This is a genomic window from Bradyrhizobium sp. TM233, assembly GCF_036247965.1.
Classification (GTDB): Bacteria; Pseudomonadota; Alphaproteobacteria; order Rhizobiales; family Xanthobacteraceae; genus Bradyrhizobium; species Bradyrhizobium ottawaense.
The window spans coordinates 87,672-110,087 of sequence record NZ_BTIG01000011.1; the positions used below are offsets into that span (position 1 = coordinate 87,672).

17 protein-coding genes and 1 pseudogene are annotated in these 22,416 nt (G+C 66.0%); 7 read left to right on the forward strand and 11 right to left on the reverse strand.

Going from position 1 to position 22,416, the window contains the following annotated elements:
• Positions 1-17: 17 nt before the first annotated feature.
• From AABA86_RS23355 to AABA86_RS23365, 3 genes are all read right to left on the reverse strand, one after another.
• Entirely contained in the window at positions 18-974 is a 957-nt protein-coding gene (locus AABA86_RS23355; RefSeq protein ID WP_338308579.1) for an alpha/beta fold hydrolase, read from the reverse strand.
• Positions 975-1,166: 192 nt separating this feature from the next.
• Positions 1,167-1,874, reverse strand: a complete 708-nt coding sequence (locus AABA86_RS23360) for a hypothetical protein (protein WP_338308594.1) — start codon at positions 1,872-1,874, stop codon at positions 1,167-1,169.
• Between the two features lie 118 nt (positions 1,875-1,992).
• Positions 1,993-4,881, reverse strand: coding sequence for a winged helix-turn-helix domain-containing protein (locus tag AABA86_RS23365; protein ID WP_338308580.1), 2,889 nt, complete (start codon positions 4,879-4,881; stop codon positions 1,993-1,995).
• Positions 4,882-5,215: 334 nt separating this feature from the next.
• Between AABA86_RS23365 and AABA86_RS23370 the strand changes: the two genes are divergently transcribed.
• The 7 genes from AABA86_RS23370 to msrA all read left to right on the forward strand — a co-directional run bounded on the left by AABA86_RS23370 (position 5,216) and on the right by msrA (position 10,710).
• A complete protein-coding gene (locus AABA86_RS23370) occupies positions 5,216-5,887 on the forward strand; it encodes a sensor histidine kinase (RefSeq protein ID WP_212253744.1) in 672 nt (223 codons plus the stop codon).
• A gap of 146 nt (positions 5,888-6,033) precedes the next feature.
• Positions 6,034-6,723: a VOC family protein gene (locus AABA86_RS23375; RefSeq protein ID WP_338308581.1), complete on the forward strand. Its 690-nt coding sequence runs from the start codon at positions 6,034-6,036 to the stop codon at positions 6,721-6,723.
• A 244-nt stretch (positions 6,724-6,967) separates the two neighbouring features.
• On the forward strand, positions 6,968-8,281 hold the full coding sequence (locus AABA86_RS23380) for an epoxide hydrolase family protein (protein WP_338308582.1): 1,314 nt from the start codon (positions 6,968-6,970) through the stop codon (positions 8,279-8,281).
• Between the two features lie 26 nt (positions 8,282-8,307).
• Positions 8,308-9,156 (forward strand): enoyl-CoA hydratase/isomerase family protein, encoded by an 849-nt coding sequence (locus AABA86_RS23385; RefSeq protein ID WP_338308583.1) that lies wholly within the window; start codon positions 8,308-8,310, stop codon positions 9,154-9,156.
• 109 nt (positions 9,157-9,265) lie between these two features.
• A complete protein-coding gene (locus AABA86_RS23390; RefSeq protein ID WP_028143735.1) occupies positions 9,266-9,688 on the forward strand; it encodes an OsmC family protein in 423 nt (140 codons plus the stop codon).
• A gap of 21 nt (positions 9,689-9,709) precedes the next feature.
• Complete coding sequence (locus AABA86_RS23395) at positions 9,710-10,165, forward strand: cupin domain-containing protein (RefSeq protein WP_338308584.1); 456 nt, start codon at positions 9,710-9,712, stop codon at positions 10,163-10,165.
• A gap of 29 nt (positions 10,166-10,194) precedes the next feature.
• Positions 10,195-10,710, forward strand: a complete 516-nt coding sequence (gene msrA / locus AABA86_RS23400) for a peptide-methionine (S)-S-oxide reductase MsrA (RefSeq protein WP_338308585.1) — start codon at positions 10,195-10,197, stop codon at positions 10,708-10,710.
• Between the two features lie 16 nt (positions 10,711-10,726).
• Here msrA and AABA86_RS23405 read toward each other — a convergent pair whose 3' ends face one another.
• The 8 genes and pseudogenes from AABA86_RS23405 to AABA86_RS23440 all read right to left on the reverse strand — a co-directional run.
• Positions 10,727-13,573 (reverse strand): ATP-binding protein, encoded by a 2,847-nt coding sequence (locus AABA86_RS23405; protein WP_338308586.1) that lies wholly within the window; start codon positions 13,571-13,573, stop codon positions 10,727-10,729.
• 158 nt (positions 13,574-13,731) lie between these two features.
• On the reverse strand, positions 13,732-14,886 hold the full coding sequence (locus AABA86_RS23410) for an MFS transporter (protein WP_338308587.1): 1,155 nt from the start codon (positions 14,884-14,886) through the stop codon (positions 13,732-13,734).
• A 57-nt stretch (positions 14,887-14,943) separates the two neighbouring features.
• Positions 14,944-16,275, reverse strand: a complete 1,332-nt coding sequence (locus tag AABA86_RS23415; protein WP_338308588.1) for an ATP-binding protein — start codon at positions 16,273-16,275, stop codon at positions 14,944-14,946.
• On the reverse strand, positions 16,272-16,982 hold the full coding sequence (locus AABA86_RS23420; protein WP_338308589.1) for a response regulator: 711 nt from the start codon (positions 16,980-16,982) through the stop codon (positions 16,272-16,274). Before AABA86_RS23420 ends, AABA86_RS23415 begins: the two co-directional genes overlap by 4 nt.
• Before the next feature lie 90 nt (positions 16,983-17,072).
• Positions 17,073-19,034, reverse strand: a complete 1,962-nt coding sequence (locus AABA86_RS23425) for a MacB family efflux pump subunit (RefSeq protein WP_445083483.1) — start codon at positions 19,032-19,034, stop codon at positions 17,073-17,075.
• 13 nt (positions 19,035-19,047) lie between these two features.
• Positions 19,048-20,283 (reverse strand): efflux RND transporter periplasmic adaptor subunit, encoded by a 1,236-nt coding sequence (locus tag AABA86_RS23430; RefSeq protein ID WP_338308591.1) that lies wholly within the window; start codon positions 20,281-20,283, stop codon positions 19,048-19,050.
• Complete coding sequence (locus AABA86_RS23435; RefSeq protein ID WP_445083484.1) at positions 20,280-21,755, reverse strand: efflux transporter outer membrane subunit; 1,476 nt, start codon at positions 21,753-21,755, stop codon at positions 20,280-20,282. Before AABA86_RS23435 ends, AABA86_RS23430 begins: the two co-directional genes overlap by 4 nt.
• 350 nt (positions 21,756-22,105) lie before the next feature.
• Positions 22,106-22,416 (reverse strand): annotated as a pseudogene (locus AABA86_RS23440) (hypothetical protein); the annotation flags it as partial.

Genomic DNA, 22,416 nt, shown 5'->3' on the forward strand with positions numbered 1-22,416 from the left:
GCCACGCGGGTTGCTGTTCAGCCCTTGTGTCCGTCCAGTCGTCCAAGGAAATCGCGAACGCGCGCGGCGATGTCGTCGGTAGCTTCATCCAGCGCGAAATGGCCCGCGTCCAGGATGTGAACCTCCGCATCCGGAACGTCGTCGCGATAGGCCGACGCGCCGGCAACCGTGAAGGACGGATCGTATTTGCCCCAGACCACCAGTGTCGGCGGCCGGGTCTTGCGCAACCACTCCTGCCATTTCGGATAGGAGGCGACGTTGGTCCGGTAATCCAGGAACAGTGTGGTCTGGATCTCGGCCTGGCCCGGACGGGTCAGGAACGCGTATTCGTCGGTCCAGCCATCGGGGTCGTAACGTTCGGGGTGCGGGCTGGAGCCGAGATGCCGCTGCCGCGTCGCCGCCAGCGAGGTGAAATTGGCCTTGAGCGCCTCGAGCTCGTGTGCCGGATCGGCCCAATATCTGCGACGCGCCTCCCAGAGCGGGCTCAAGCCCTGCTCGTGCGACACGGCGTTCTGGATGATGATCCCGCGGACGCGTTCGGGATGCGCCAGCGCCATGCGGAAACCGACCGGGCCGCCATAGTCCTGCATGAACAGGACGTAGTTGCCGAGACCGAGCTTCGTCGTGAGCTCGCCGATCACGTCGGCGATGTTGTCGAACGTATAGGTGAAATCGGACGGCGGCGGCGCGCTGCTGTGGCCGAAGCCGGGATAGTCCGGTGCGATCACGTGATATTTGTCGGCGAGCCGCGGCAGCAAGGGCTCCCACATCCGCGACGAGGACGGAAAGCCATGCAGCAGCAGCACGGTCGGCGCGTCGGGGGGCCCAGCTTCGCGGTAAAATATCTTGAGGTCACGAATATCGACGCTGTGATAGCTGATCGAGCGCCGGCTCGATCGCAATTCCTGCGCCGAGGCCTGTACGACGGCGCAGGCCATTGCGGCGGAGAGGGCGATTGCGGCGGTTATGCTCATGTCATTGCTCTTGCGCATAGCGTGAGGATTTGCGGAAAGTGCTGCGGCGCATTCCACGCGTGGCTGCGTCGCCTGGGTCTCGTTCGAGCACGTCGTCCGTTGCTCGCAAACCCAATCTGCGCTCAACGCGGGCTGTTGGCTCGTTATGTATTGTTAGACGTTGAGAGAGCGGCGATACCAGGCGTGTCGCCGCTATTCGAAAACGGCGTCGAAGATCTCGACGTCCATCAGCACAGGCTTGGCAATCACAGTTCCGTCCGGCCGCACTGTCTGCGCGCGCCGAAGTGTCGGCACCACGATGCCGCCGAAGCTGTCATGCGCCCAGGAGGCGTGGGCGACCTTCATCCCGAAGAGATCGTGATCCGCGCGCCGCTGCAGGGCGCTCTCGTCGAAATAGAAGATCTGCTCGGGCGCGAGCGTCATCAGGTGAGCCGGGAAGCGTGCGCGCAGCCGCCGCCAGGTTTCGGCATTCTCCTGCCAGGGCGACAGCTCCTCGATCACGACATCGGGGTGGGCAAGCAGGAATGGAATGGTCAGATAACTCCAGATCGCGACGCCGCAGAAGAAGACGAGATGCAGCTCATCGGCAAGCGCCGGCGGATCGACCTCGGGAAATGCGAGGCTGGGGTTGCGCCAGGACCGCAGGACCTCACCATCCAGGCTCTCGATCGTGATTGCGTCCGGTTGAAAGGCGCCGGAGTGCTCCCCTCCGGTGATGCCGGTGAACCGCACCGATTGCGTCCGGGTCGAGCCTTCCGCGGTCACATCCTTGAATTCCCGGGCATGGCCCGCGCTGGAGAACAGCGTCCCGCCAACGGAAAGGTGGAGCGTGAACCGGTTCAAGCTGTTCCAGCGGGCCATTCCGCCGCTGGCATCGATTACATCGTCAAGAAGCGCCATGTCCCGCCACATCCACCGTGCAGTGTCTCCACCATGGCGGGGCGCATGCGGCTTGGCGTGTTAGAAGTTGTTAGGAGTTGCGAGCGGGCAGCATGGCAGTATCTCGTTGAAGATACTCTCAATTCAGGGTGCCCAGCAGCTCCCTGGCAGCGATCAGATCGCGGGTCTGGAGGCCCTCCTGGTAGCGCGTAACGAGGGGGGTGAGCAAAGCGCGGGCGTCAGCGGCCTTGCCGGCCTGCTCCCAGATGCGGCCGAGGCTGATCGCCCCGCGAAGCTCCCAGCCGACCGCGGATTGACGCCGGGACAGATCGAGCGATTTGCGCAAGGTGCTCTCCGCCTCCGCGGCGTTGCCCGACCCGGCGAGGATATCACCCTTGATCCTGAGCATCTCGGGCATGTCGAAGGATTCGCCATGATCGGGAATCTGGGCGATCGCCTCGTTGATCGTCTGCAAGGCCTCGTCGGGCTGGTTCTGGGAGGCGAGACCCTCCGCGAGCGCCGTCGCGAACACCGTCGTCATGATGCGGTGTCGTGTGGCGTACAACGTGGCCTGACTGCGGCGAAGGTGCTCGATGCCCGCTGCGACGTCGCCGCGGCGCAGCAGCAGCTCGCCCTTTTGGCCGATCCCGACCGCGTGATAGGGGCCGAGGAAGTGCCGTGCGGAATGATCGATCAGCCGCTCGATCAAGGTTTCGGCACTGGCCCAGTCGCCGACCCAGAGGAACACATAGATCGTCCAGATCAGGGAGATGCCGAGGGTGAGCGGCTGCTCGAGCAGCTCGGCCTCGCGAACGGTGCATCTGGCCACCTCGACCGCTCGCTCGGGCCGGCCCGTGAGCCAGAGCCCGCGCGCCAGCGCAACCAGCGCCACGATGCGATCGTCATAGCCGAGATGCCCGATATTCAGCCGTTGCGAGCCGGGATTGTGCACCATCGCGCTCTCGCAGAATCGAACCGCCTTGTCCTGGTTGCCGATCAGATGATGCGCGACACCGAGCATCCAATCCACGTTCAGCGTGGCGGCGGAATCGTTCAGTTTGCGCGCAACGGCCTCGCCCTGCTCGCCGGTCCCGAGCGCACCGTGGAAATCTCCGACCCTGGTCAGGTAGATGTGCAATCCGCGCAGCAGCCAGAGCTGCCAGTGCAGGTCATCGAGCTGCCGGGCAAGCTCGAGACTGCGGGTGAAGGCCGACCGGACCGCTTCCGTATTGCCTTGCGTGAACATCACGGAGACGCCGAGCGCGGCCTGCAGGGTCATCTCCTGACGGCTGTCCACGGCACGCGTGTCGAGGGACGCCAGCGCCTGCTGGGTCCATCGGTAGCATTCCGTCAGCAATGTCAGTTCGAGGAAGAACTGCGCCGCCGAGGCCGCCAGATCCACCCCCATCGTCCGGTCGCCGCCGTCCGAAAAGCTGAAGGTCAGCGCGGCCCTGACATTGGGCAAATGGTCGGCATAGGGAAGGAAGCCGCCCGCGCTCTGCATGCCCGAGGATTTGACGGCAATGTCGCGCAGGAAATCGCGGAAATATTCGGCGTGGGCGCGCGCGACGCGGTCCGCTTCGCCATTCTCGACGAGCTTGTCCGCCATGAAGGCGCGGGTGGTGTCGAGCAGGCGATAGCGCAGCCGCCGCTCCGCCGGCGAGGTCGCGATCAGGGATTTGGAGAGCAGGTTCGAAATGGCCTCCACACCTTCGCCCTCGCTGATGCCCTGGCAGGATGCGACCGCAAGCGCGGCTTCCAGCGTGAACGGCCCGACGAACACCGACAATCCGCGCAGTGTCGCGCTTTCGGCCGGCGGCAGCAGATCGTAGCTCCAGGCAAGCGCTGCGCTCAGGGTCTGGTGCCGCGGAATCGCGGTGCGCCGTCCCCGCCACAGCAGCGAGAAGCGGCTGTCCAGCAGTGATGCGGTCCCGGCAATGCCATAGGCGTTGACGCGTCCGGCCGCGAGCTCGATCGCCAGCGCTATGCCGTCAAGCCGTCGGCAGATCTCGGCGACGAGCGGCGCATCCTCCTCGGTGAGCTCGAATTCGCTCAGGCTCTCGGCAATGCGTTCCACGAAGAGCTGGCTTGCGGGATAGGCAAGGATGTCGGCGATGCCGAGGCCTTCGCGCTGCGGCGGGCAATCCAGCGGAAACAGCCGGTGGACGCGCTCACCTTCGGTGCGAAAGGATTCGCGGCTGGTGGCCAGAATATGCAGCTTCGGCGCCTCGCGGACCATGCGCTCGGCCAAAGGGGCGAGCTCGTCGAGGATATGCTCGCAACTGTCGAACACCAGCAGCATGCGCCGGCTGCGCAGGACCGTCAGCAGGCTCGGCACGGGATCGTCGGCGTTGACGGTCAGGCCCAGTGCGGCCGCAATCGTGCCGGGAACCAGCCGGACATCCGTCAACGCGCCGAAATCCACGAAACACACCTGGTCATCGAAGCCTGCGAGCTCGCGATGCGCGACCGCAAGCGCGACCGACGTCTTGCCGATTCCGCCCGGGCCGACGATGGTGACGAAGCGATGCTGGGCAAGCTCGGCGGAAATCCTCTCGACCGCATCGTCCCGCCCGATCATCTTCGCAAGCTGCGCGGGCAGCGAGCGGGGCGAAGCGGCGGGAACGCTGGTCCGGCTCTCCGAAGGCGCAGCCCGGAGCAGCGGGGCCGCGAAGCAATAGCCGCGTCCGGGGACGTTGATCACGTAGCGGGAGCCCTCGCCGGCATTGCCCAAGGGCTTGTCGTCCAAGGCCTTGTCGCTCACGGTCTTATCGTTCAGGGCTTTGCGCAACGTCGTGATGTGGAAACGCAGGCTGCCTTCGTCGACATTCACATCGGCCCAGATGCGCTTGATCAGCTCCCGCTTGCCCACGACCTCGCCGGCACGCTCGGCGAGAAAAATGAGGATGTCGAGCGCACGGCCGCCGAGGTGAAGCGGGACACCGTCCTTCTCGAGCAGCCGCGACTTCGCGAACAGCCGGAATGGCCCGAAGGCAATCACCGAATCTTGCTCGTTAGTGTCCGGCACGGGCCAATATTTCCAGGGAAAGGGCTGAAGTCTGTAGTTTTGGTCTAACAGAACGAGGCGTCCAGTAAACTGGCCGAAAGTGGCGAAATCGCGTGGCGATCATCGCATTCGCCCGATCACGCGATGATGATCCGTCGCAAATCTAGCTTAAACGCGAGTGGTTTAGCGCGCGATCGGGACAATCCAGCAATGTGTCGGACCGCGATGGCGGATTTGGATCTCGGGCGCTGCGACGCTGATCATAACAGAATCTTGCAACGTCTAACGAGCATAGCACGCCAACAGCATCCAGTATGGCCTTCGAGTTGGATGCAAATTTCAACGGGAGGCTATGATGTCCGCGATCGGTGCTCGGCCAAACGACCATGTCGTTCGATCTCAATTTGTACCTGGTCTCGATGATCAGTCGCGCGATTGGGAGCTCGTGCTGCGGGAATCCCACCATCGCATGAAGAACACGCTGACGCTGCTGGGTGCGTCAGTCCGTCGCGATTTCACGCGCGCGGGCAGGGGGGACGTAGCGCTGGCGGTGGATCGGCTCGAGCGGCGCATCGTCGCCTTCGGCAGGCTCTATCAACTGTTGTCTGATCATGACGATCTGCCGGTCGTCTCCACAGCGGCCTTCTTCGAAAGCCTGTGCGAAGCGATCTCCGAGGCTGTGCTGGAACCGGCAGGCATCCGCTGCGAGGCTGCGATCGAAAGCGGCACGTTGTCGGCTGCGCAGCGTCATCGGCTCGCACTGATGCTGACGGAGCTGGTCACGAATGCGGCAAAGCATGCCTTCTCGAACAAGAATGGTGCGCTGATCCGCATCGGCCTGGCCAGGCGCGATGGCGCCTGGCTCTGCACGGTGGCCGACAACGGCATCGGTGCGACCGGTCCGCTCCAGGGCACCGGCAGCCGGATTCTCGAAGGGCTCGCACGCAGCATCCACGCACGGCTCCAGGGCGAGGCGGGGGAGGGCGGCACGCGGGTCACCATCGTGATGCCGATCGCTGCGGTGTGACGGCGGGGGAAGCTTTCCCCCTCCCTCACAACGGCTAGCGGACCCTAACACTCCATAACGGGCGCCTGTCTCTCGTTTGCGCGACAGTCTTGACGTTCAGAGCGGGTGTCGATCCCGAACCCGCGGCTTGAAACAAGGAGTTGGACATGGCTGTGATCGAGATCAATCGCGAAGCTCAAACCAAGCCCTCGACATCTCGCGGCGTCGATATGAAGCTCGAGGTCCTCGTGATCCCGGTGTCCGATGTCGACCGCGCCAAGGCGTTCTATGCACGACTCGGCTGGCGACTGGATGCCGATTTCACGTCGGGCGACGACTGGCGCGTGATCCAGTTCACGCCGCCGGGCTCGGCCTGCTCGGTGATTTTCGGCAGGAACGTCACGGCGGCAGCACCCGGCTCGGCGCGCGGCCTGTATCTGGTCGTCTCCGATCTCGAAGCGGCACGACAGGATCTGCTCGACCGCGGCGTCGAGGTCAGCGCGCCATTCCACGGTGCCGGCGACGTTCATGCCGGGCCCGACGAGCCGTATCTGTTCGGCAGCGTTCGAGTCAGTGGTGCTGACCCGAAGCAAGGCAGCTATGCCTCATTCGCCGCGTTCGGCGATCCCGACGGCAATGGCTGGCTGTTCCAGGAAGTCACGACACGATTGCCCGGACGCATCGCAGGCGACGGCACGACATTCGCTTCAGCAACCGATCTGGCCGCAGCGCTGCGTCGCGCGGCGCTGGCGCATGGCGAGCATGAGACGCGAACCGGCGGGCACGACGAGAACTGGGCGGACTGGTACGCCGACCACATCGTCCGCGAGCAGGCCGGCCAGCCGTTGCCGACTTGAGCTGCCGCGAAAGGCATCTCCGATTTTGGCCGACACGGCGCGCGATGACATGGTCATCGCGCGCCGTGTCGCATCGCGCGCATGTCATCGTCCTCTTGCAGTGCGCGGACTCGCAACGGCTAACGCAGGCTAACAATCCATAACGAGCAAATTGCCGGGGCCCGCGCCAATCTCTCTGCACACCAACCGACGCGTTGATTTCGAACTCGGTCAGCGTCACCGACCAAAGCAAGGGAGATCCAACATGACCGCGCAATCACGAACCGAGAGCCTCAATCCCGATCGCCGTCAATTGCTGAGCCAGGCCGCGATGACCGCGGTGGCCGCCAGCGTGTCGAGCCTGTTGCCGCTGCATCCGGCCAGGGCCGCCGCAGGCGGCGCCATCCGTCCCTTCCAGATCAACGTGCCCGAGCAGGATCTGCTCGACCTGCGCCGGCGCCTGGCTGCCACGCGCTGGCCGGACCGCGAGATCGTCGCCGATCAGTCGCAGGGCGTGCAGCTGACGACGGTGCAACAGCTCGTGCGCTACTGGCAGAGCGACTACGACTGGCGCAAGGTGGAAGCGCGATTGAACGCCTTGCCGCAATTCGTCACCGAAATCGACGGCGTCGACATTCACTTCATTCACGTCCGCTCGCGGCACGAGAATGCACTGCCGATGATCGTCACGCATGGCTGGCCCGGCTCGATCATCGAGCAGATGAAGATCGTCGGTCCGCTCACCGATCCGACCGCACACGGTGCCAAGGCCGCGGACGCGTTCGACCTCGTGATTCCCTCGCTCCCCGGCCACGGCTTCTCGGGCAAGCCCAAGGTGCTCGGCTGGGATCCCCAGCGCATCGCGCGGGCCTGGGTCGTGCTGATGAAGCGGCTCGGCTACAGCCGCTATGTCGCGCAAGGCGGCGATTGGGGCAATGCCGTGACGGAGCAGATGGCGCTGATCGCGCCGCCGGAACTGCTCGGCATCCACACCAACATGCCCGCGACCGTTCCCGACGACATCGCCAAGGCGCTTCAACCCGGTGGAACGCGCCCGGCGAACCTTTCGGCCGACGAGCGCGTTGCCTACGACCAGCTCGATGATTTCTACAAGCACGGTCTCGGCTATGCGATCGAGATGTCGAACCGGCCGCAGACGCTCAATGGTCTCGTGGATTCGCCCGCGGGCCTCGCATCGTGGATGCTCGATCACGATGCGCGCAGCGCCGCGATGATCGCGCGCGTGTTCGACGGTCGGACGGAAGGGCTGTCGCGCGACGATGTGGTCGACAATATCACGCTCTATTGGCTCACCAACACCGCGGTCTCCTCGGCCCGGCTGTATTGGGAGAACAAGCTGGTGTTCTTCGCACCCAAGCACGTGACAGTCCCGGTCGCCGTCAGCGTCTTTCCGGACGAGATCTACGCCGCGCCGCGGAGCTGGGCCGAGAAGGCCTATCCCAAGCTGATCCACTACAACCGCCTCGACAAGGGCGGACACTTCGCGGCCTGGGAGCAGCCGGCGCTGTTCTCTGCGGAGGTGCGGACCGCGTTCCGCCCGCTGCGGCAATCGATCTGAAATCAGCCCACATCAGGAGTGAGACCATGAACCGCCCCGAACGTACTTTCACGACCGGCGAGATCCGCCTCGAGCGCCGCCTGCCGACCTACTGGCGTGTCACCTTCGACATGCCGCCGGTCAACATCTTCGGCCCCAGGCATCTTCCGCTGCTCAGCGACATCGTGGCCGCGATCGAGGCCGATCCAGAGGTGAAGGTGGTGGTGTTCGACAGCGCCGTCGAAGGCTTCTTCATCACGCATTACGACTTCCTCGCGCCACTGGAGGATTCGCTTGCCGTTCCGCCCGGGCCGACGGGCCTGCAGTCGCTGCCTGACACGTTGGTGCGCCTCAGCCGCGCGCCTGTTGTCTCCATCGCCGCGATCCGGGGCCGCGCGACCGGTGTCGGCAGCGAGCTCGCGCTCGCAAGCGACATGCGCTTTGCCAGCCGCGAGAAGGCGATCCTGTCGCAATGGGAGGTCGGCGCGGGCCTCGTGCCCGGCGGCGGGCCGATGGCGCGATTGCCGCGCCTGATGGGCCGCGGCCGTGCGCTCGAAGTGCTGCTCGGCGCCGACGACATCCATGGCGATCTCGCCGAACGCTATGGCTATGTGAACCGGTCGTTGCCGGACGCCGAGCTCGATGGTTTCGTCGAGGCACTCGCCATGCGCATCGCGTCGTTCGACAAGGAGGCGATCGCCGAGACCAAGCGTCTTGTCGATGTCGCAAGCCTGCCGCCGGACGCCGATATCAAGCCGGAGTGGGACGCGTTCCTGGCCTCGCTCGGCCGTCCCGCGAGCCAGACCAGAATCAAGGCGCTGATGGCGCGCGGCTTCCACCGCTCCGGGGACGTCGAGAACCGGCTCGGCTTCCACGTCGGACAGATCGGCAGCTAACGGAACCGCTGCGGCGCGCGGCCGGTTGGAACGGTGACGGGCGGTCACGCCGAAGTCGCCTTCCACCGGTACGGAGTAGCGGTGCTGAAATCAAACAAGGAGAATTGAGATGATCCGCAAGGCAACGGCAGTCTGGAAAGGCACCGGTCGCGATGGGACCGGTCATCTGACGAGCGAATCCGGCGTGCTCGCGCAAACACCCTATTCGTTCAAGACCCGCTTCGAGAACGAGAAGGGCACCAATCCCGAGGAGTTGATCGCGGCGGCCCATGCCGGCTGTTTTACGATGGCGCTGGCCTTTGGCCTTCAGATGGCCGGTTTCACGCCGGACGAGCTCTCGACCGAAGCCGCCGTCACGCTCGAGCCCGAAGGCAAGGGCTTCAAGATCAGCAAGTCGGCGCTCACCCTGCGCGCCAAGGTGCCGAACCTCGACGATGCAGGCTTTGCGAAAATCGCCGGCGAGGCCGAGAAGAATTGTCCGGTATCGAAGGTGCTCAACGCCGCGATCACGCTCGACGCCAAGCTGGGCTGAGCGATCAGAGGAAACGCTGCCATGTCGCGTCAAGATCCGCCTCGCCAACATCAACCGGATGAAGACAGGTTCCGGGCGATCCTGCCCGAGGATATCGCATGGCAGCCGTTCCCCGCTTTCCCGCCGGGCGCGCGCCTCGCCGTTATGGTCGGCCATCCCGCCGAGCCCGGACCTTACGTGGTCCGAGTCAAGGTGCCCGGCGGCACCCGGCTGATGCCGCACAAGCATCCGGAGGACCGCATCTACACGGTCATGTCGGGCGTGTTCTACATCGGGCTCGGCGAGAGTTTCGACGGCGATAGAGTCAGAGCCTATCCGCCGGGCAGTGTTATCGTGCTGCCCGGCGAGACCTGGCATTTTCATTGGGCGAAGTCCGGTGAATACGTCACACAGGTCTCGGCGATCGGCCCGCTCGGCCTCGAATATCACGATGACCACGATGATCCGCGCTTGCATGTGGCTGCGGACCGGCGCTGAATATCTCGACCAGACCAATGGAGCATCAAATGACGACGGAGCGCGCAGTTTTGGCCGGAGGCTGCTTCTGGGGCATGCAGGATCTGATCCGCAAGCAGCCAGGCGTGATCTCCACCCGCGTCGGCTACACCGGCGGTGCGGTGAAGAACGCGACCTACCGCAATCACGAAGGCCACGCCGAGGCGATCGAAATCATGTTCGATCCCGCCAAGACCAGCTACCGGACCATGCTGGAGTTCTTCTTCCAGATCCACGATCCCACCACGCTCGATCGCCAGGGCAATGATAGGGGCACCAGCTATCGCTCCGCGATCTTCTATACGAGCGACGAGCAGAAGAAGATCGCCGAAGACACCATCGCCGACGTCGAGGCGTCCGGCCTGTGGCCCGGCAAGGTGGTGACCGAGGTCGCGCCCGCAGGCGAATTCTGGCAGGCCGAGCCCGAGCATCAGGACTATCTCGAACGTTATCCTGACGGCTACACCTGCCACTTCATCCGGCCGGGCTGGAAGCTGCCGCGCCGCGCGGCGGCTGTCGGAGGCTAGATCAGGTCGCGGGCTGTCAGGCGCGCAATTGCGCCATCAGCTCGCGGGCGGTGCGCATGTCGGAGATATCGGATCCCTCGGCAAACGATCCCGTGACATTGTTCAGCACGGCCAGAGCGTCCGCGCTTTGGCCTGCGCCGATCATATGCCGCGCGAGGCTGGTCGTGCAGCGGAGCTCCCAGAAGTGCGCGCCCTGCTCGACGGCAATGTCGATGGCCTCGCGAAAGTGCGCCTCGGCCTGCTCCGCATGCCGCGCGCTTCTGAGCATCAATTCTCCCTTGATGCGGAGCAGCTCCGGCAGATACCAGAGTTCCTGCCGGTCGTTGCAGCGGGTCAGGGCGTCCTCGATCACGTCGAGGCCACGGTCAACCTGGTCGGCCTCCAGCGAACACGCGGCGAGCTCGCCGAGCAGCGGAAGAAAGCGCGGCAGGAAGCGCGCATCGCCGGCGCGGTTGAGCTCTTCGCGCAGGAGCGGCAGGCCGGTGGCGATGTCGCCGCGCCTGGCAATGACCGCGGCGTTGAAGGCGCGTGCCCATAGGCCCCACAGCCGGATGCCGTGGCGCTCGGTGTGTTCGAGCAGCTCGGTCCCGTGGCGCTCGGCGGCATCGAAATCGCCGGACCAGAACGCGATCGGGCAGGCGGCCTGCCCCAGCACGCTGCAGAAGGTCAGCGCATGGCCGTTGGCGCGGCCTTCCTCGATGTTCTTGGCGGCGAGCGCCTGGGCCTGATCGGCGAGGCCCTGAAGCCACAGGATGCGGGCCCGGAAATATTGCGTCGATATCCTGAGATCGAGCGGGAAGATTTTCGGCTTCGCCACCAGCACATGCAGCGAGGCGTTCACCCGGTCGATACGCTGCCGCGCGTCGTTCTGATCTCCCAGATAATGCAACGCGACGGCCATCAGGCGGTCGCCCAGCATCAGATCGGTGCTGTCAGGCGAATTCGCAGCCGCGTTCGCAAAGCGCTCGGCGAGCGCGCGGGCCTTGCCGAACTGCCCGTTGTTGAACTGGTCGATGCACAGGCCCCAGAGCGCCCGCAGCCGGAAGTCCTTGTCGTCGAGGCTCTCGGCCAGCTCGAGCGTCGTCTCCAGGATCGGGCGCGCCTCGCGCGCGCGGCCCTCGCCATACATCAGCGACCAGCCGAGTGCCGACAGGAGCTGCATGCGGACGCGGTCGTTGTCGCCGTCGTCTCCGAGCGCCGCCAGCGCCGTTCTGCTGCGCTCGCGGCATTCGGCGAACAGCGACAGACGCACCCACAGGGTGACCGCGGCCGCCGTCAGCGCAACGCCGAGCCGGGTGTCGCCGTCGGGTGCGAAGGCCCAGTCCAGCGCCGCGCGCACATTGTCGAGCTCCCCACCATAGGTGCTGAGCCATTCGGGCAGCGGCGTCGACGCGTCGGCCCCCGCGCGCTCGAAGAGATCGCGAAAATGCTCCGCATGACGCCGCGCGAACTGTCTGCCTTCACCGAGCTCGTTCAGTTTCCCCAGCGCGTAGGTGCGCGTGGTGTCGAGCAGGCGATAGCGCAGCGTCCGCGACCCGGATGGCGAGATCAGCGACTTGGTGACCAGGCTGTCGATCGCCTCCAGCGTCTCCGAGATGCTGAGGCCATCGCCGGATGCAACCGCGGCGGCCGCCTCCGGCGCGAAGGGTCCTGCGAACACCGACAATCGCCGCAAGGTGGCGCTTTCCGCCGGAGGCAGCAGGTCGTAGCTCCAGTCGAGGGCGGCGGCGAGCGTCTGGTGCCGCGGGACGGCCGTGCGCCGTCCGCGCCATTGCAGCGAGAAGCGGCTGTCGAGCAGCGAGGCGGTGCCGGCGATGCCATAAGCATTGACACGGCCCGCCGCGAGTTCGATCGCCAGCGCGATGCCGTCGAGGCGCCGGCAGATGCTGGCGACAAGCGGCGCCTCTTCCGCGCTGAGCTGGAACGGCCCGGAGCTCTGCGCGATGCGCTCGACAAAGAGCTGGGCCGCGGGGTAGGCGAGAACCTCGGCGACGTCGAGGCCGTCGCGCTCGGGCGGACAATCCAGCGGAAACAGCCGGAAGATCCGCTCGCCTTCGCTTCGGAACGACTCGCGGCTGGTGGCGAGAACGCGAAGCTGCGGCGCTTCGCGAACGATGCGCTCGACGAGCGGCGCCAGATGATCCAGCACATGCTCGCAACTGTCGAAGATCAGCAGGGCCGGTCCGGTCTTCAGAAATGTCAGGATGGCCGGCGTCGGATCCTCCGCGCTGACGGTCAGTCCGAGGACGGAGGCGATGCTGGTTGGGACATGGCTGGCGTCCCGCAGCGGACCGAAATCGACGAAGAAGACGCGGCCGTCGAAATCCGCCGAGCGCCGATGCCCGACCGTGACGGCGACCGCGGTCTTGCCGATGCCGCCCGGGCCGACCAGGGTCATGAAGCGATAGAGCGTCAGGCCGTTCGAAATCTTCTCGATGACCTCCTCGCGTCCGACCATCTTCGCAAGCTGGGCGGGCAGGGAGCGGGGAGGAATGATTTCGGCGGCGGCAGGCGCGACCTGCGAGGGCGCTTGGGCGAACGGGGCGACAAAGCAATAGCCACGGCCGGGTACGTTGAGGACATAACGAGCCGATTTGCCGGTATCGCCGAGCACCTTGCGCAGCGCTGCGACATGGAAGCGCAGGCTGCCCTCGTCGACATTCACCTCGGCCCAGATGCGCTTGACCAGCTCTCTCTTGTCGACGACTTCTCCGGGGCGCTCGGCAAGCAGGATGAGAATATCGAGCGCGCGGCCGCCGACATGAAGCGGCTCCCCTTCCTTCTCCAGGAGCCGCGACTTGGGAAACAGCCGAAATGGCCCGAATGAAATGGCCGAGTCTTGGTTGTTATTGTGAGCTGGCACGTGCCATTGCCCCCGCAACGGGGTTCAAAAGGTATTTTATTGTGGTCTAGCAGAACGAGGCGTCCAGTAAACTGGCCGAAAGCAGCATGGCTGGCAGACCTGCGTAGATGGCTTGGGTCAGCCTCGGCCCGCCCAAATAATGCTTGAGAAGGAAGGGGTTAGGTCGCCACGGTCTGACCCGGGTCTTTGGTGACGATGCGCGCCGTCAGCGTGACCAGGCCCATCAACGCAGCCAGCAGCCAGAACGCCAGGGGCAATCCGCCAAAATGTGCGACGAAGCCGACGCCGGCGGGGCCGATCAGGATTCCTGCGTAGCCCGCAGTCGTGATCGCCGCGACCGCAAGCCCCGTGGGCATCACCGTTTGCCGCGCCGCCCGGCGGAACAGCACCGGCACGAGGTTCGAGGCGCCGAGCCCGATCAGCAGGAATCCGCCGATGGCGACCGCTGCAATGGGCGCCGTCAGCAGGACCACGAAACCGGCGATGGCAATGAGGCTGCCCCAGAGCAACGTCGTGCGGTCGCCGATCCGCGCGACGACGGCGTCGCCGCCGAGCCGGCCCGCAGTCATCGCGATCGAGAACACGATATAGCCGGCGCCGCCTTGCGCCTCGGTGACGAGACCTGCGCCGATGACGAGCAAGGCGCCCCAATCCAGCATCGCACCTTCGACCAGGAAGGTGATGGCGCCGAGCAGCGCGAGCAGCAGCACCGATCCGTGCGGCAGCACGAACAGCGGGCCCTCCTGCAGCTGCACCGAACGAAGCAGGCGCGGCGAGGTCAGGGCCATCGCGATCAGCATCAGGACGGAGCAGATCAAGGTGCAGGCGAGCGTTCCGAATTGCAGCGAGAGCAGCGCCGTCATCAGCGCGGATCCGGCAAAGCCCCCGATGCTGAACAGGGCGTGGAAGCCGGACATCAGCGGGCGGTGCGCGGCGCGCTCCACCTCCACGGCGTGGATGTTCATGGCGACATCGATCGAGCCGAGCGCGGCGCCGAACGCGAAAAGCGCCAGCGCCAGCGTTGCGGGCGAAGCCGCAATGGCGAGCAGGGGCAGGACCAGCGCCAGCCCGAACCCGCCGGCAATGATGATCGGCCTGCTGCCGTAGCGCGCGCTCACGATTCCGGTCACCAGCATCGCGATGACCGAGCCGATGCCGAGGCTGAGCAGCAGCAATCCGAGCACGCCGTCATCGACGCCGAGCCGCGTCTTCGCGAACGGCACCAGCGGCGCCCAGCACGCGATGCCGAAGCCCGCGACGAGGAAGGCAAGCCGGGTCGCAAGGCGCGTCGAGGGCCGGTCGGCGGAAGACATGGGAACTCCGGGGAAGCAGAGGCAGGGCGATCGACAAGCCCGAGAAATGCCGCGGCTTTATGTCCGAGGCGTTCCCAAATCGTCACGGGCGGCCCGCGCGAGCTGCAAGCGGACGCGCAGGCCCTTTGGCGCGTTGTCGAGCAGCTGAAGCGTTCCGCCATGCGCGCTCACGATCGCCTGCGCGATCGACAGACCGAGACCAAATCCTGATGTCTCGTCCATGGTGCGGGCTTCCTCTCCGCGCACGAAGGGCTCCAGCATCGCGGCCTTGCTTTCGTCGGGAATGCCCGGCCCGTCGTCGCAGACGTCGATGACGAGCCGGTCCTCGGCGGTCACCAGCGCGACGTCGATTTGGGTTCCGAAGCGCGTTGCGTTCTCGACGAGGTTGGTGACCGCGCGGATGATCTCGTCGGGCCGCAGGACGAAGGCGGCCCGGTCCGGGCCGGAATAGGTCACGGCGAATCCGGAGTCCGAAAACTGCTCGCAAACCATCTGAAGCAGCGCCGCGACGTCCACCAGCGTCGGCTTGACCGGGCTCTCGCTGCGCAGCAGCGACAGCACCGATTCCAGCATCGACTGCATCTGGTCGAGATCGCGCACGGTCTGCGTGCGTTGTGCCGGATCCTCGATATATTCCGAACGCAGCCGCAGACGCGTGATCGGGGTGCGCAGATCATGGCTGATGGCCGCGAGCATGCGGGTTCTGTCGTTCATCAGCGTGGTGATGCGATCGCGCATCCGGTTCAGCGCCCTTGCCGCGGATCTGATCTCCTCCGGTCCGTTTTCCGGCAGCGGCGCGGAAGACCGGCTCAGGCTGAAATCCTCCGCCGCGCGCGCGAAGGCCGACAGCGGCGAGGAGAGCGCGCGACCTGCCCAGACGCCGAGCAGCGTCAGGCTTGCAACGAGGAACAGCAGCGTCGAGGTCCAGAGGCCGCTGACGAAGGCCGGCATCTTGGGCGATCCGATCGTGGCTTCGAGCACGTCGTCGCCCGGAAGGTAGAACCAGACGCGCTCGTCGTCCGCGCCGCTGCCGCGAACGAGCTCGGCCCTGACGCCAAGCGCGGAAGGGATGGTCAGCGAGGTCCGCATCGACTGCGGCGCGGCGGCGGCGGATACGCTGTCCCGCAATTGGAGCTTGAGCGGCGGAAAGGTCCGGCTGACGCTGTCGAGGACGATGGCGCGCTCGGCCTTCGGCGTGTTGGCGACGATCCGCACGATCAGCTCGATCTGCTCCAGCGGCGTGTCCGCCAGCAGCTTCGGCTGGTTGAGGAGAAAATATCCGGCGATCAGGACATGGATCAGGACCAGCGATCCCAGGATCAAGGCGGCGATCTGGCCGCTGATCCGCCTGAAGCTGAAGAGTGCGACGATGTCGGCGGCGCGGCTCATGCTTCCTCCACCCTCGGGGTGAAGACGTAGCCGCCGATGCGGACGGTCTTGATCACGGACGCGCCTTCCGCCCGGTCGAGCTTGCGCCGCAGCCGGCTGACCAGCACGTCGATGCTGCGGCCGAAGCTTGCTCCGGCACGTCCGCGCGTCATGCTCAGGAGGTTGTCGCGGGTGAGGATGCGGCCGGCCCGCTCGCAGAAGGCCTGCAGCAGATCGAACTCGGCACTGGTCAGGGGCACCTGCGCGCCTTCGGGATCGCGCAATTCGCGCAGGCGCAGATCGATGGTCCAGCCCTGGAACTTGAGACGCGCCGCGGTGGGGCCGGCGAGGCTGCTCGATCGCCGTCGCAGCACCGCGTTGATCCTGGCGAGGAGCTCGCGCGGGTTGAACGGCTTTGGCAGATAGTCGTCGGCGCCCATCTCAAGGCCGAGGATCCGGTCGAGATCCTCGCCCTTCGCGGTGAGGATGATGATCGGCGTCGTGGACTCCATCCGCAGCCGGCGGCAGAGGCTGAGGCCGTCCTCGCCCGGCAGCATCAGGTCGAGCACGATCAGGTCGACCCGTTCGCGGGAGAGATGGCGGTCCATCTCCTTGCCGTTCGCGACCGCGTCGACCGAGAAGTTGTGATCACGCAGATAACGCGAGATGAGGTCGCGGGTCTGCTTGTCGTCCTCGACGATCAGGATGTTCTGGGGGCCGTTGGTCATGATTGAAATCGCATCGGGGTTGCCGATCGTTGGTCGATTTGCGGACGAATGTCTCGCCCGAAGAACTACGGTCATCGTGCAATCCTAAGGTCAGTCGCGGCTCAGTGCCACCACGGGGTCGAGGAAGGCGGCGCGGCGGGCGGGGAAGAAACCGAAGGCAACCCCGATCCCGGTCGAGGTCAGGAATGCCGCGCCGATCGAGAACGTCGAATAGCTGACCTCGAATCCGGGCACCGCGACGTTGATGGCGACGCCGAGCAGCATCGCGACGAGAATGCCGGCGATGCCGCCGATCGACGAGATCAAGGTCGCTTCCACCAGGAATTGCTGGAGGATGTCGCTGCGCCTGGCGCCGACCGCCATGCGCACGCCGATCTCGCTGATCCGTTCCGACACGGACACCAGCATGATGTTCATGACGCCGATGCCGCCGACGACCAGCGAGATCACCGCGATCGCCGCCACCAGGAACGCCAGCGTCTGTGTCGTGCTGGTGATGGTGCGGCGGATATCGTCGGTGTTGAGGATGACGAAATCCCTGGTGTTGTGCCGCTGCGTCAAGAGCGTGGTCACCGCGTCCTGCGCCAGCGCGGTCGAAACTTCGTCGCTGATCCGCAACAGGATGCTGCGCAGCGCGCGATCGCCCGTGAACTGGGCCTGCACGGTGGTGTAGGGCAGGTAGACCGATAGGTTCTGGTTCGAGCCGAACCCGCCCTGCTGCTGGGCGATGACGCCGACGATGCGACAGGGCACCTTGCCGAGCCAGATCACTCGGCCGATCCCGGAGGTCTGGTCGTCGGCGAAGAAGGTCTTGCGGGTATTGTCGTCGATGACGGCCTGCCGCTCGATGTTGCGGATCGCATCGGTATCGAACAAGCGTCCTTTCGCGAGCTTGGCGCCCTTGACCTGGAAATATCTCTCGCCGACGCCGTTCACCAGCACGTTGGACTCGTTGCCGCGATAGCGCACCGTCGTGCTGGTCGACACCGTCGGCGTGACCCCGGCAATGAAATCCTGCCGGTCCAGCGCACGGGCATCGCCCAGCACCAGCGTCTTGATCTTGCCGGCGCGCGCGTCGCCAAAATCCTTGCCCGGAAACACCTCGATCGTGTTGGTGCCGAGGCTCGAAATGTCGGACAGCACCTTGCGCTGGGACGCGTTGCCGAGCGCCACCACCGACGACACCGCGGCGATGCCGATGATGATGCCGAGCATGGTCAGGAAGGCCCGCAGCCGGTGCGCGGCCATCGCAACCAGCGCCATCCGCGAAGCCTCCCGCAGGCGCCGCAAGGCGCCGGACCAGCCGGTGCCGCTGCTCCACGACGTCCGCGATACCGGAACCGCCGGCTCCGATGCGCGTTCCGTCTCCGCGCGGAGATCGGAGGCGATCCTGCCGTCGCGCAGCTCGATGATGCGTTCGGCCCGCGCGGCGACATCGGCATCGTGGGTGACGATGATGATCGTCCGCCCCTCGCGGTGCAGCTCTTTCAGGATCTTCAGGACCTCCTCGCCGCTGCGCCGGTCGAGCGCGCCGGTGGGCTCGTCCGCCAGGATGACCTCGGCGCCGTTGATCAGCGCGCGTGCGATCGAGACACGCTGCTGCTGGCCGCCGGATAGCTGGTTGGGGCGATGGCCGCGCCGGTCGTTGACGCCGAGCCTTGCGAGAAGCTGCTCTGCGCGCGTGCGGCGCTCGCGGGCCTTCATCCCGGCATAGATCGCGGGGATCTCGACATTCTCGCCGGCCGAGAGGTCGGCGAGCAGATGATAGCGCTGGAAGATGAAGCCGAAATGCTCGCGGCGCAGCGCCGCCAGCGCATCGGCATCCAGCTCGGAGACGTTCTTGCCGGCGACGCGATAGGTGCCGGAGGTCGGGCGGTCGAGACAGCCGAGGATGTTGAGCAGCGTCGATTTGCCCGATCCGGACGAGCCGATGATCGCCACCATCTCGCCGGGCTGGATGCTCAGCGAGAAATCGTCGAGCGCGACCACGCTGGTGTCGCCGGCCGTGAACTCCCGCCGAACCTTCTCGATCGCGATGATCGGATCGGCCAAATGAGGGATCATGTCAGGGACCTCCCCCTCCCGGCGGGCCGCCGGGCATGCCGCGTGATGCGGTCTGCTCGTTCGCCTCGCCGGTCACGACACGTTCGCCCTCGTCGAGGCCGGACTTGATCTCGACAATGGTGCGATCGTTGAGGCCGGTCTTGACCTCGCGCTCGCTGATGTCACCGGACGCGGCGAGCGTGCGCACCGTGCTGCGGCCGTCGGACTTTCGCATCACCGCGAGCGCCGGGATCACCTTCACGCGCTTGGCCTCGCCGGTGACGATGTGCACCTCCGCGGTCATGTAGGTTCGCAGCGAGAGCTCCTTGTTCGGCACGTTGAAGACGCCGATGTAGTAGATCGCCGTGCTGGTCGAGCTCGACGAGCTCGTGCTCGAGGTCGAGCTGGTGGTGGTCGAGGAGAAGCTGGCGTCGTTCTTGATCGATTCGGGCGCCGGCTCGATCTGCTCGAGCCGGGCCTCATAGCGATGGTCCTGGTCGCCGAGGATGGTGAAGTAGAGCGATTGCCCCGGCTTGACCTTGACGATATCGGCCTCGGAGATCTCCGCCCGCACCGTCATCGTCGCGAGCTGACCGAGCACGACGATGGTCGGCGCGGACTGCACCGCGTTGACCGTCTGTCCTTCCTGCACCACGGTGGCGAGGACCGTGCCGTCGATCGGAGCGGTGATGCGGGTGTATTCGAGGTTCACGCGTGACGTCTCGACGCTGGCTTCCGCCCCCACGATCAGGGCTTCGAGGGCGGCGATCTGGGCGCGGGTCTGCCGCACGGTCGAATCCGCGCTGTCGAAGTCGCTGCGCGACGTCGCGCGTTGCGCCAGGGTCGCCTGCTGGCGCGCGAGATTGGCCTCGGCCAGCACCAGGGCGGCCTCCTTCTCGACCTTCTGCGCCCGGTAGTTCTTCAGCGACGCCTCGGAGCTGCGCAGATCGTTCTGCCTGGTGACGGGATCGATCTGGGCGATGACGTCGCCGGCCTTCACCGTGTCGCCGACGCGGACGTTGAGGGCGGTGATCCGGCCTGACACCTGCGCGCCGACCGCGGTCAGCCGCGCCGGCTTCAGCGTGCCGCTGGCGAGCACCTCCTCGCGCAAATCGCTGACAGTGACCGGCGCCGTGATGTAGGACTGCGCCTTGCTCGACGTCCCCGGAAAGCGCGTGGCCGCGACCACGCCGGTCGCCACGACGGCAACGATTGCCGAGGCGATCTTCAGGCGCCTGGCGGTGATGATCCCGGTCACTTCTGCGCCTCCCGGAAGTGAGGTCCCGTGTTGCTGTCCATGATGATTGGCGTCGACACGTCGACCGGATCGGACCAGCCGCCGCCGAGCGCCTTTGCCAGCGCGATGTAATCCTTGGCTGCCGACACCTTGCTCTGGATCAGCGAATCCTCGGCCGAGTACAGTGACCGTTCGGCGTCCAGCACGTCGATGAAGCTGGCGCTGCCGGTCTCGAACAGTGATCGCGACAGCCGTGCGGCTTCGCGGTAGTTTTTGGTCGCTTCCGTCAGCTTGGTGGCGCGCACGCGTTCGCGCGACAGCGAGACCAGGGCATTCTCGACGTCCTCGAGCGCGGTGAGCAGGGTCGAATGGAACGTGGCGAAGGCCTGGTCGCGTTGCGCCTCCGCAATCCTGACCGTGGCCAGGCGCTTGCCCGCGTCGAACACCGGTACGGTGATCGAAGGTCCGACCGACCAGCTGACGCTCGAATATTTGGCGAGATCGCCGGCGCGCAGCGCCGAGGTGCCGACCGAGCCGGTCAACGACACCGCCGGATAGCGATCGGCCTCGGCGGCGCCGATCTTGGCGGTCGCCTGGGCCAGCTTGCGTTCGGCGCTGGCAATATCGGGACGGCTCATGAGGAGATCGGCGGGCAGTCCAGAGGGGAGGGGCATGCGCGGTGCCGGCACGGGCGCGGACTGCGCCATCAACGAGGCGACGCCGCCGGGCGGCCGCCCGAGCAGGATTCCGAGTCGGTGAATGTCGGCCGCAAGCGCCGCCTGATAGGTCGGAACGTTGGCTTCCGTGCTCGCGGCCTGCGCGGTGGCCTTGGCGAGATCGACGGCGTTGCCGCTGCCGGCCTCGTATTTGCTGCGGGTGAGCTTTTCGGTGTCGCGCTGCGAGACCGCGGTCCGCTGCGCCAGCGCGATCCGGGCCTGATAGCCGCGCGCCTCGACGTAATAGGCGGCGACGTCGCCGATCAGCGTGACGAGGCTGTCGCGCAGATCCTCCTCGGCGGATTGCGCACCATGCGCCGCGGCCTCGATGCTCCGCTGCGTGCCGCCGAACAGGTCGAGCTCCCAGCTCGAATCGAAGCTTGCCTGGTGAAGTGAGTAGGGCGCACTGTCGACGAGGACGGACGAGGAGCCGGCGCTGGTCTTGTTGCTGGTCACCGAGGCCGTGCCGCTCACGGACGGAAACAGGCCTGCCGCCGTCTGTTGCAGCGTGGCGCGCGCCTCGCGCACGACCGCTTTTGCCTTCGCGACATCAGGGTTGGCTTCGACGGCTTCCTCGATCAGCCGGCTGAGCAGGCGATCGCGCAAGCGCAGCCACCAGCGGTCGAGCTTGCCGGCGTCCCGATGCGGGGCGGTGTTGGTGCTCCAGTGCGAGGGCAAGGCGAGCTTGGGCGGGCCGGCATAATCCGGGCCGACCGCGCAGCCGGCCAGGGCGCTGCCCAGCATCAGCGCAACGCAGGCTGCTCCTGCGCGCGACATGGGGCTGCGCAACGGGGCGGGCTTCGGACGATGCGTCTCCTTGGCGGTCGGCAGGGGACTTGCGGCGAACGAGTACGACGGCATCAAATCGGCTGAAATCCATTGACCTCGGCTCGGAGGGAGCTCATGGCCCTCAGGGGGCAGGACGAGGCAGCCGCCACTAGCCGGCCGATCGTGGCCTTTCGGCAGCCGGAATGTTACTGAATGTAAACAGGTATTGCAGGACGTCTCGGCGCGACCGAAGCGCTGATGTCCCGTAGCCCCGTAGCCCGGATGGAGCGAACGCGTCATCCGGGGCTGCTCGCCCGGCATTTTGCACCGTCCCGGATGACGCTAGCGCTCCATCCGGGCTACGGGACCGTGCCTGTGTCGCCCTCTGTCAATCCGCGCGTGCGAAAATATTCCACTTTACCGAAATTCGGTTTCGGCGTATGTGTTGCCCATCCCGGCTTGACCTTGAGGGGCGATCGCGCGTCGTCACGTTTCGCGAGCCGGGCTTGCGGTGGACGCGGCAGCGTCGGCACGAGAGGCGCGGGCAGGGCGGGTAGTCCCTGTGAGCCCGAAACCGCGTGCGGACGAGCGACGCTGAACGCGTACGGCAAAACCGTGTGGTCCTGGCCGTCGTTGCTACGGTCAAGTCCTGCGAAGGTGCGAGCGAGCC

Excerpts from the sequence above, each read along its gene's own strand:
- AABA86_RS23355 (WP_338308579.1), bottom strand. The coding sequence starts at position 974 with ATGAGCATAACCGCCGCAATCGCCCTCTCCGCCGCAATGGCCTGCGCC.
- AABA86_RS23360 (WP_338308594.1), bottom strand. The coding sequence starts at position 1,874 with ATGGCGCTTCTTGACGATGTAATCGATGCCAGCGGCGGAATGGCCCGC.
- AABA86_RS23370 (WP_212253744.1), top strand. The coding sequence starts at position 5,216 with ATGTCCGCGATCGGTGCTCGGCCAAACGACCATGTCGTTCGATCTCAA.
- AABA86_RS23375 (WP_338308581.1), top strand. The coding sequence starts at position 6,034 with ATGGCTGTGATCGAGATCAATCGCGAAGCTCAAACCAAGCCCTCGACA.
- AABA86_RS23380 (WP_338308582.1), top strand. The coding sequence starts at position 6,968 with ATGACCGCGCAATCACGAACCGAGAGCCTCAATCCCGATCGCCGTCAA.
- AABA86_RS23385 (WP_338308583.1), top strand. The coding sequence starts at position 8,308 with ATGAACCGCCCCGAACGTACTTTCACGACCGGCGAGATCCGCCTCGAG.
- AABA86_RS23390 (WP_028143735.1), top strand. The coding sequence starts at position 9,266 with ATGATCCGCAAGGCAACGGCAGTCTGGAAAGGCACCGGTCGCGATGGG.
- AABA86_RS23395 (WP_338308584.1), top strand. The coding sequence starts at position 9,710 with ATGTCGCGTCAAGATCCGCCTCGCCAACATCAACCGGATGAAGACAGG.
- msrA (WP_338308585.1), top strand. The coding sequence starts at position 10,195 with ATGACGACGGAGCGCGCAGTTTTGGCCGGAGGCTGCTTCTGGGGCATG.
- AABA86_RS23410 (WP_338308587.1), bottom strand. The coding sequence starts at position 14,886 with ATGTCTTCCGCCGACCGGCCCTCGACGCGCCTTGCGACCCGGCTTGCC.
- AABA86_RS23415 (WP_338308588.1), bottom strand. The coding sequence starts at position 16,275 with ATGAGCCGCGCCGCCGACATCGTCGCACTCTTCAGCTTCAGGCGGATC.
- AABA86_RS23420 (WP_338308589.1), bottom strand. The coding sequence starts at position 16,982 with ATGACCAACGGCCCCCAGAACATCCTGATCGTCGAGGACGACAAGCAG.
- AABA86_RS23435 (WP_445083484.1), bottom strand. The coding sequence starts at position 21,755 with ATGTCGCGCGCAGGAGCAGCCTGCGTTGCGCTGATGCTGGGCAGCGCC.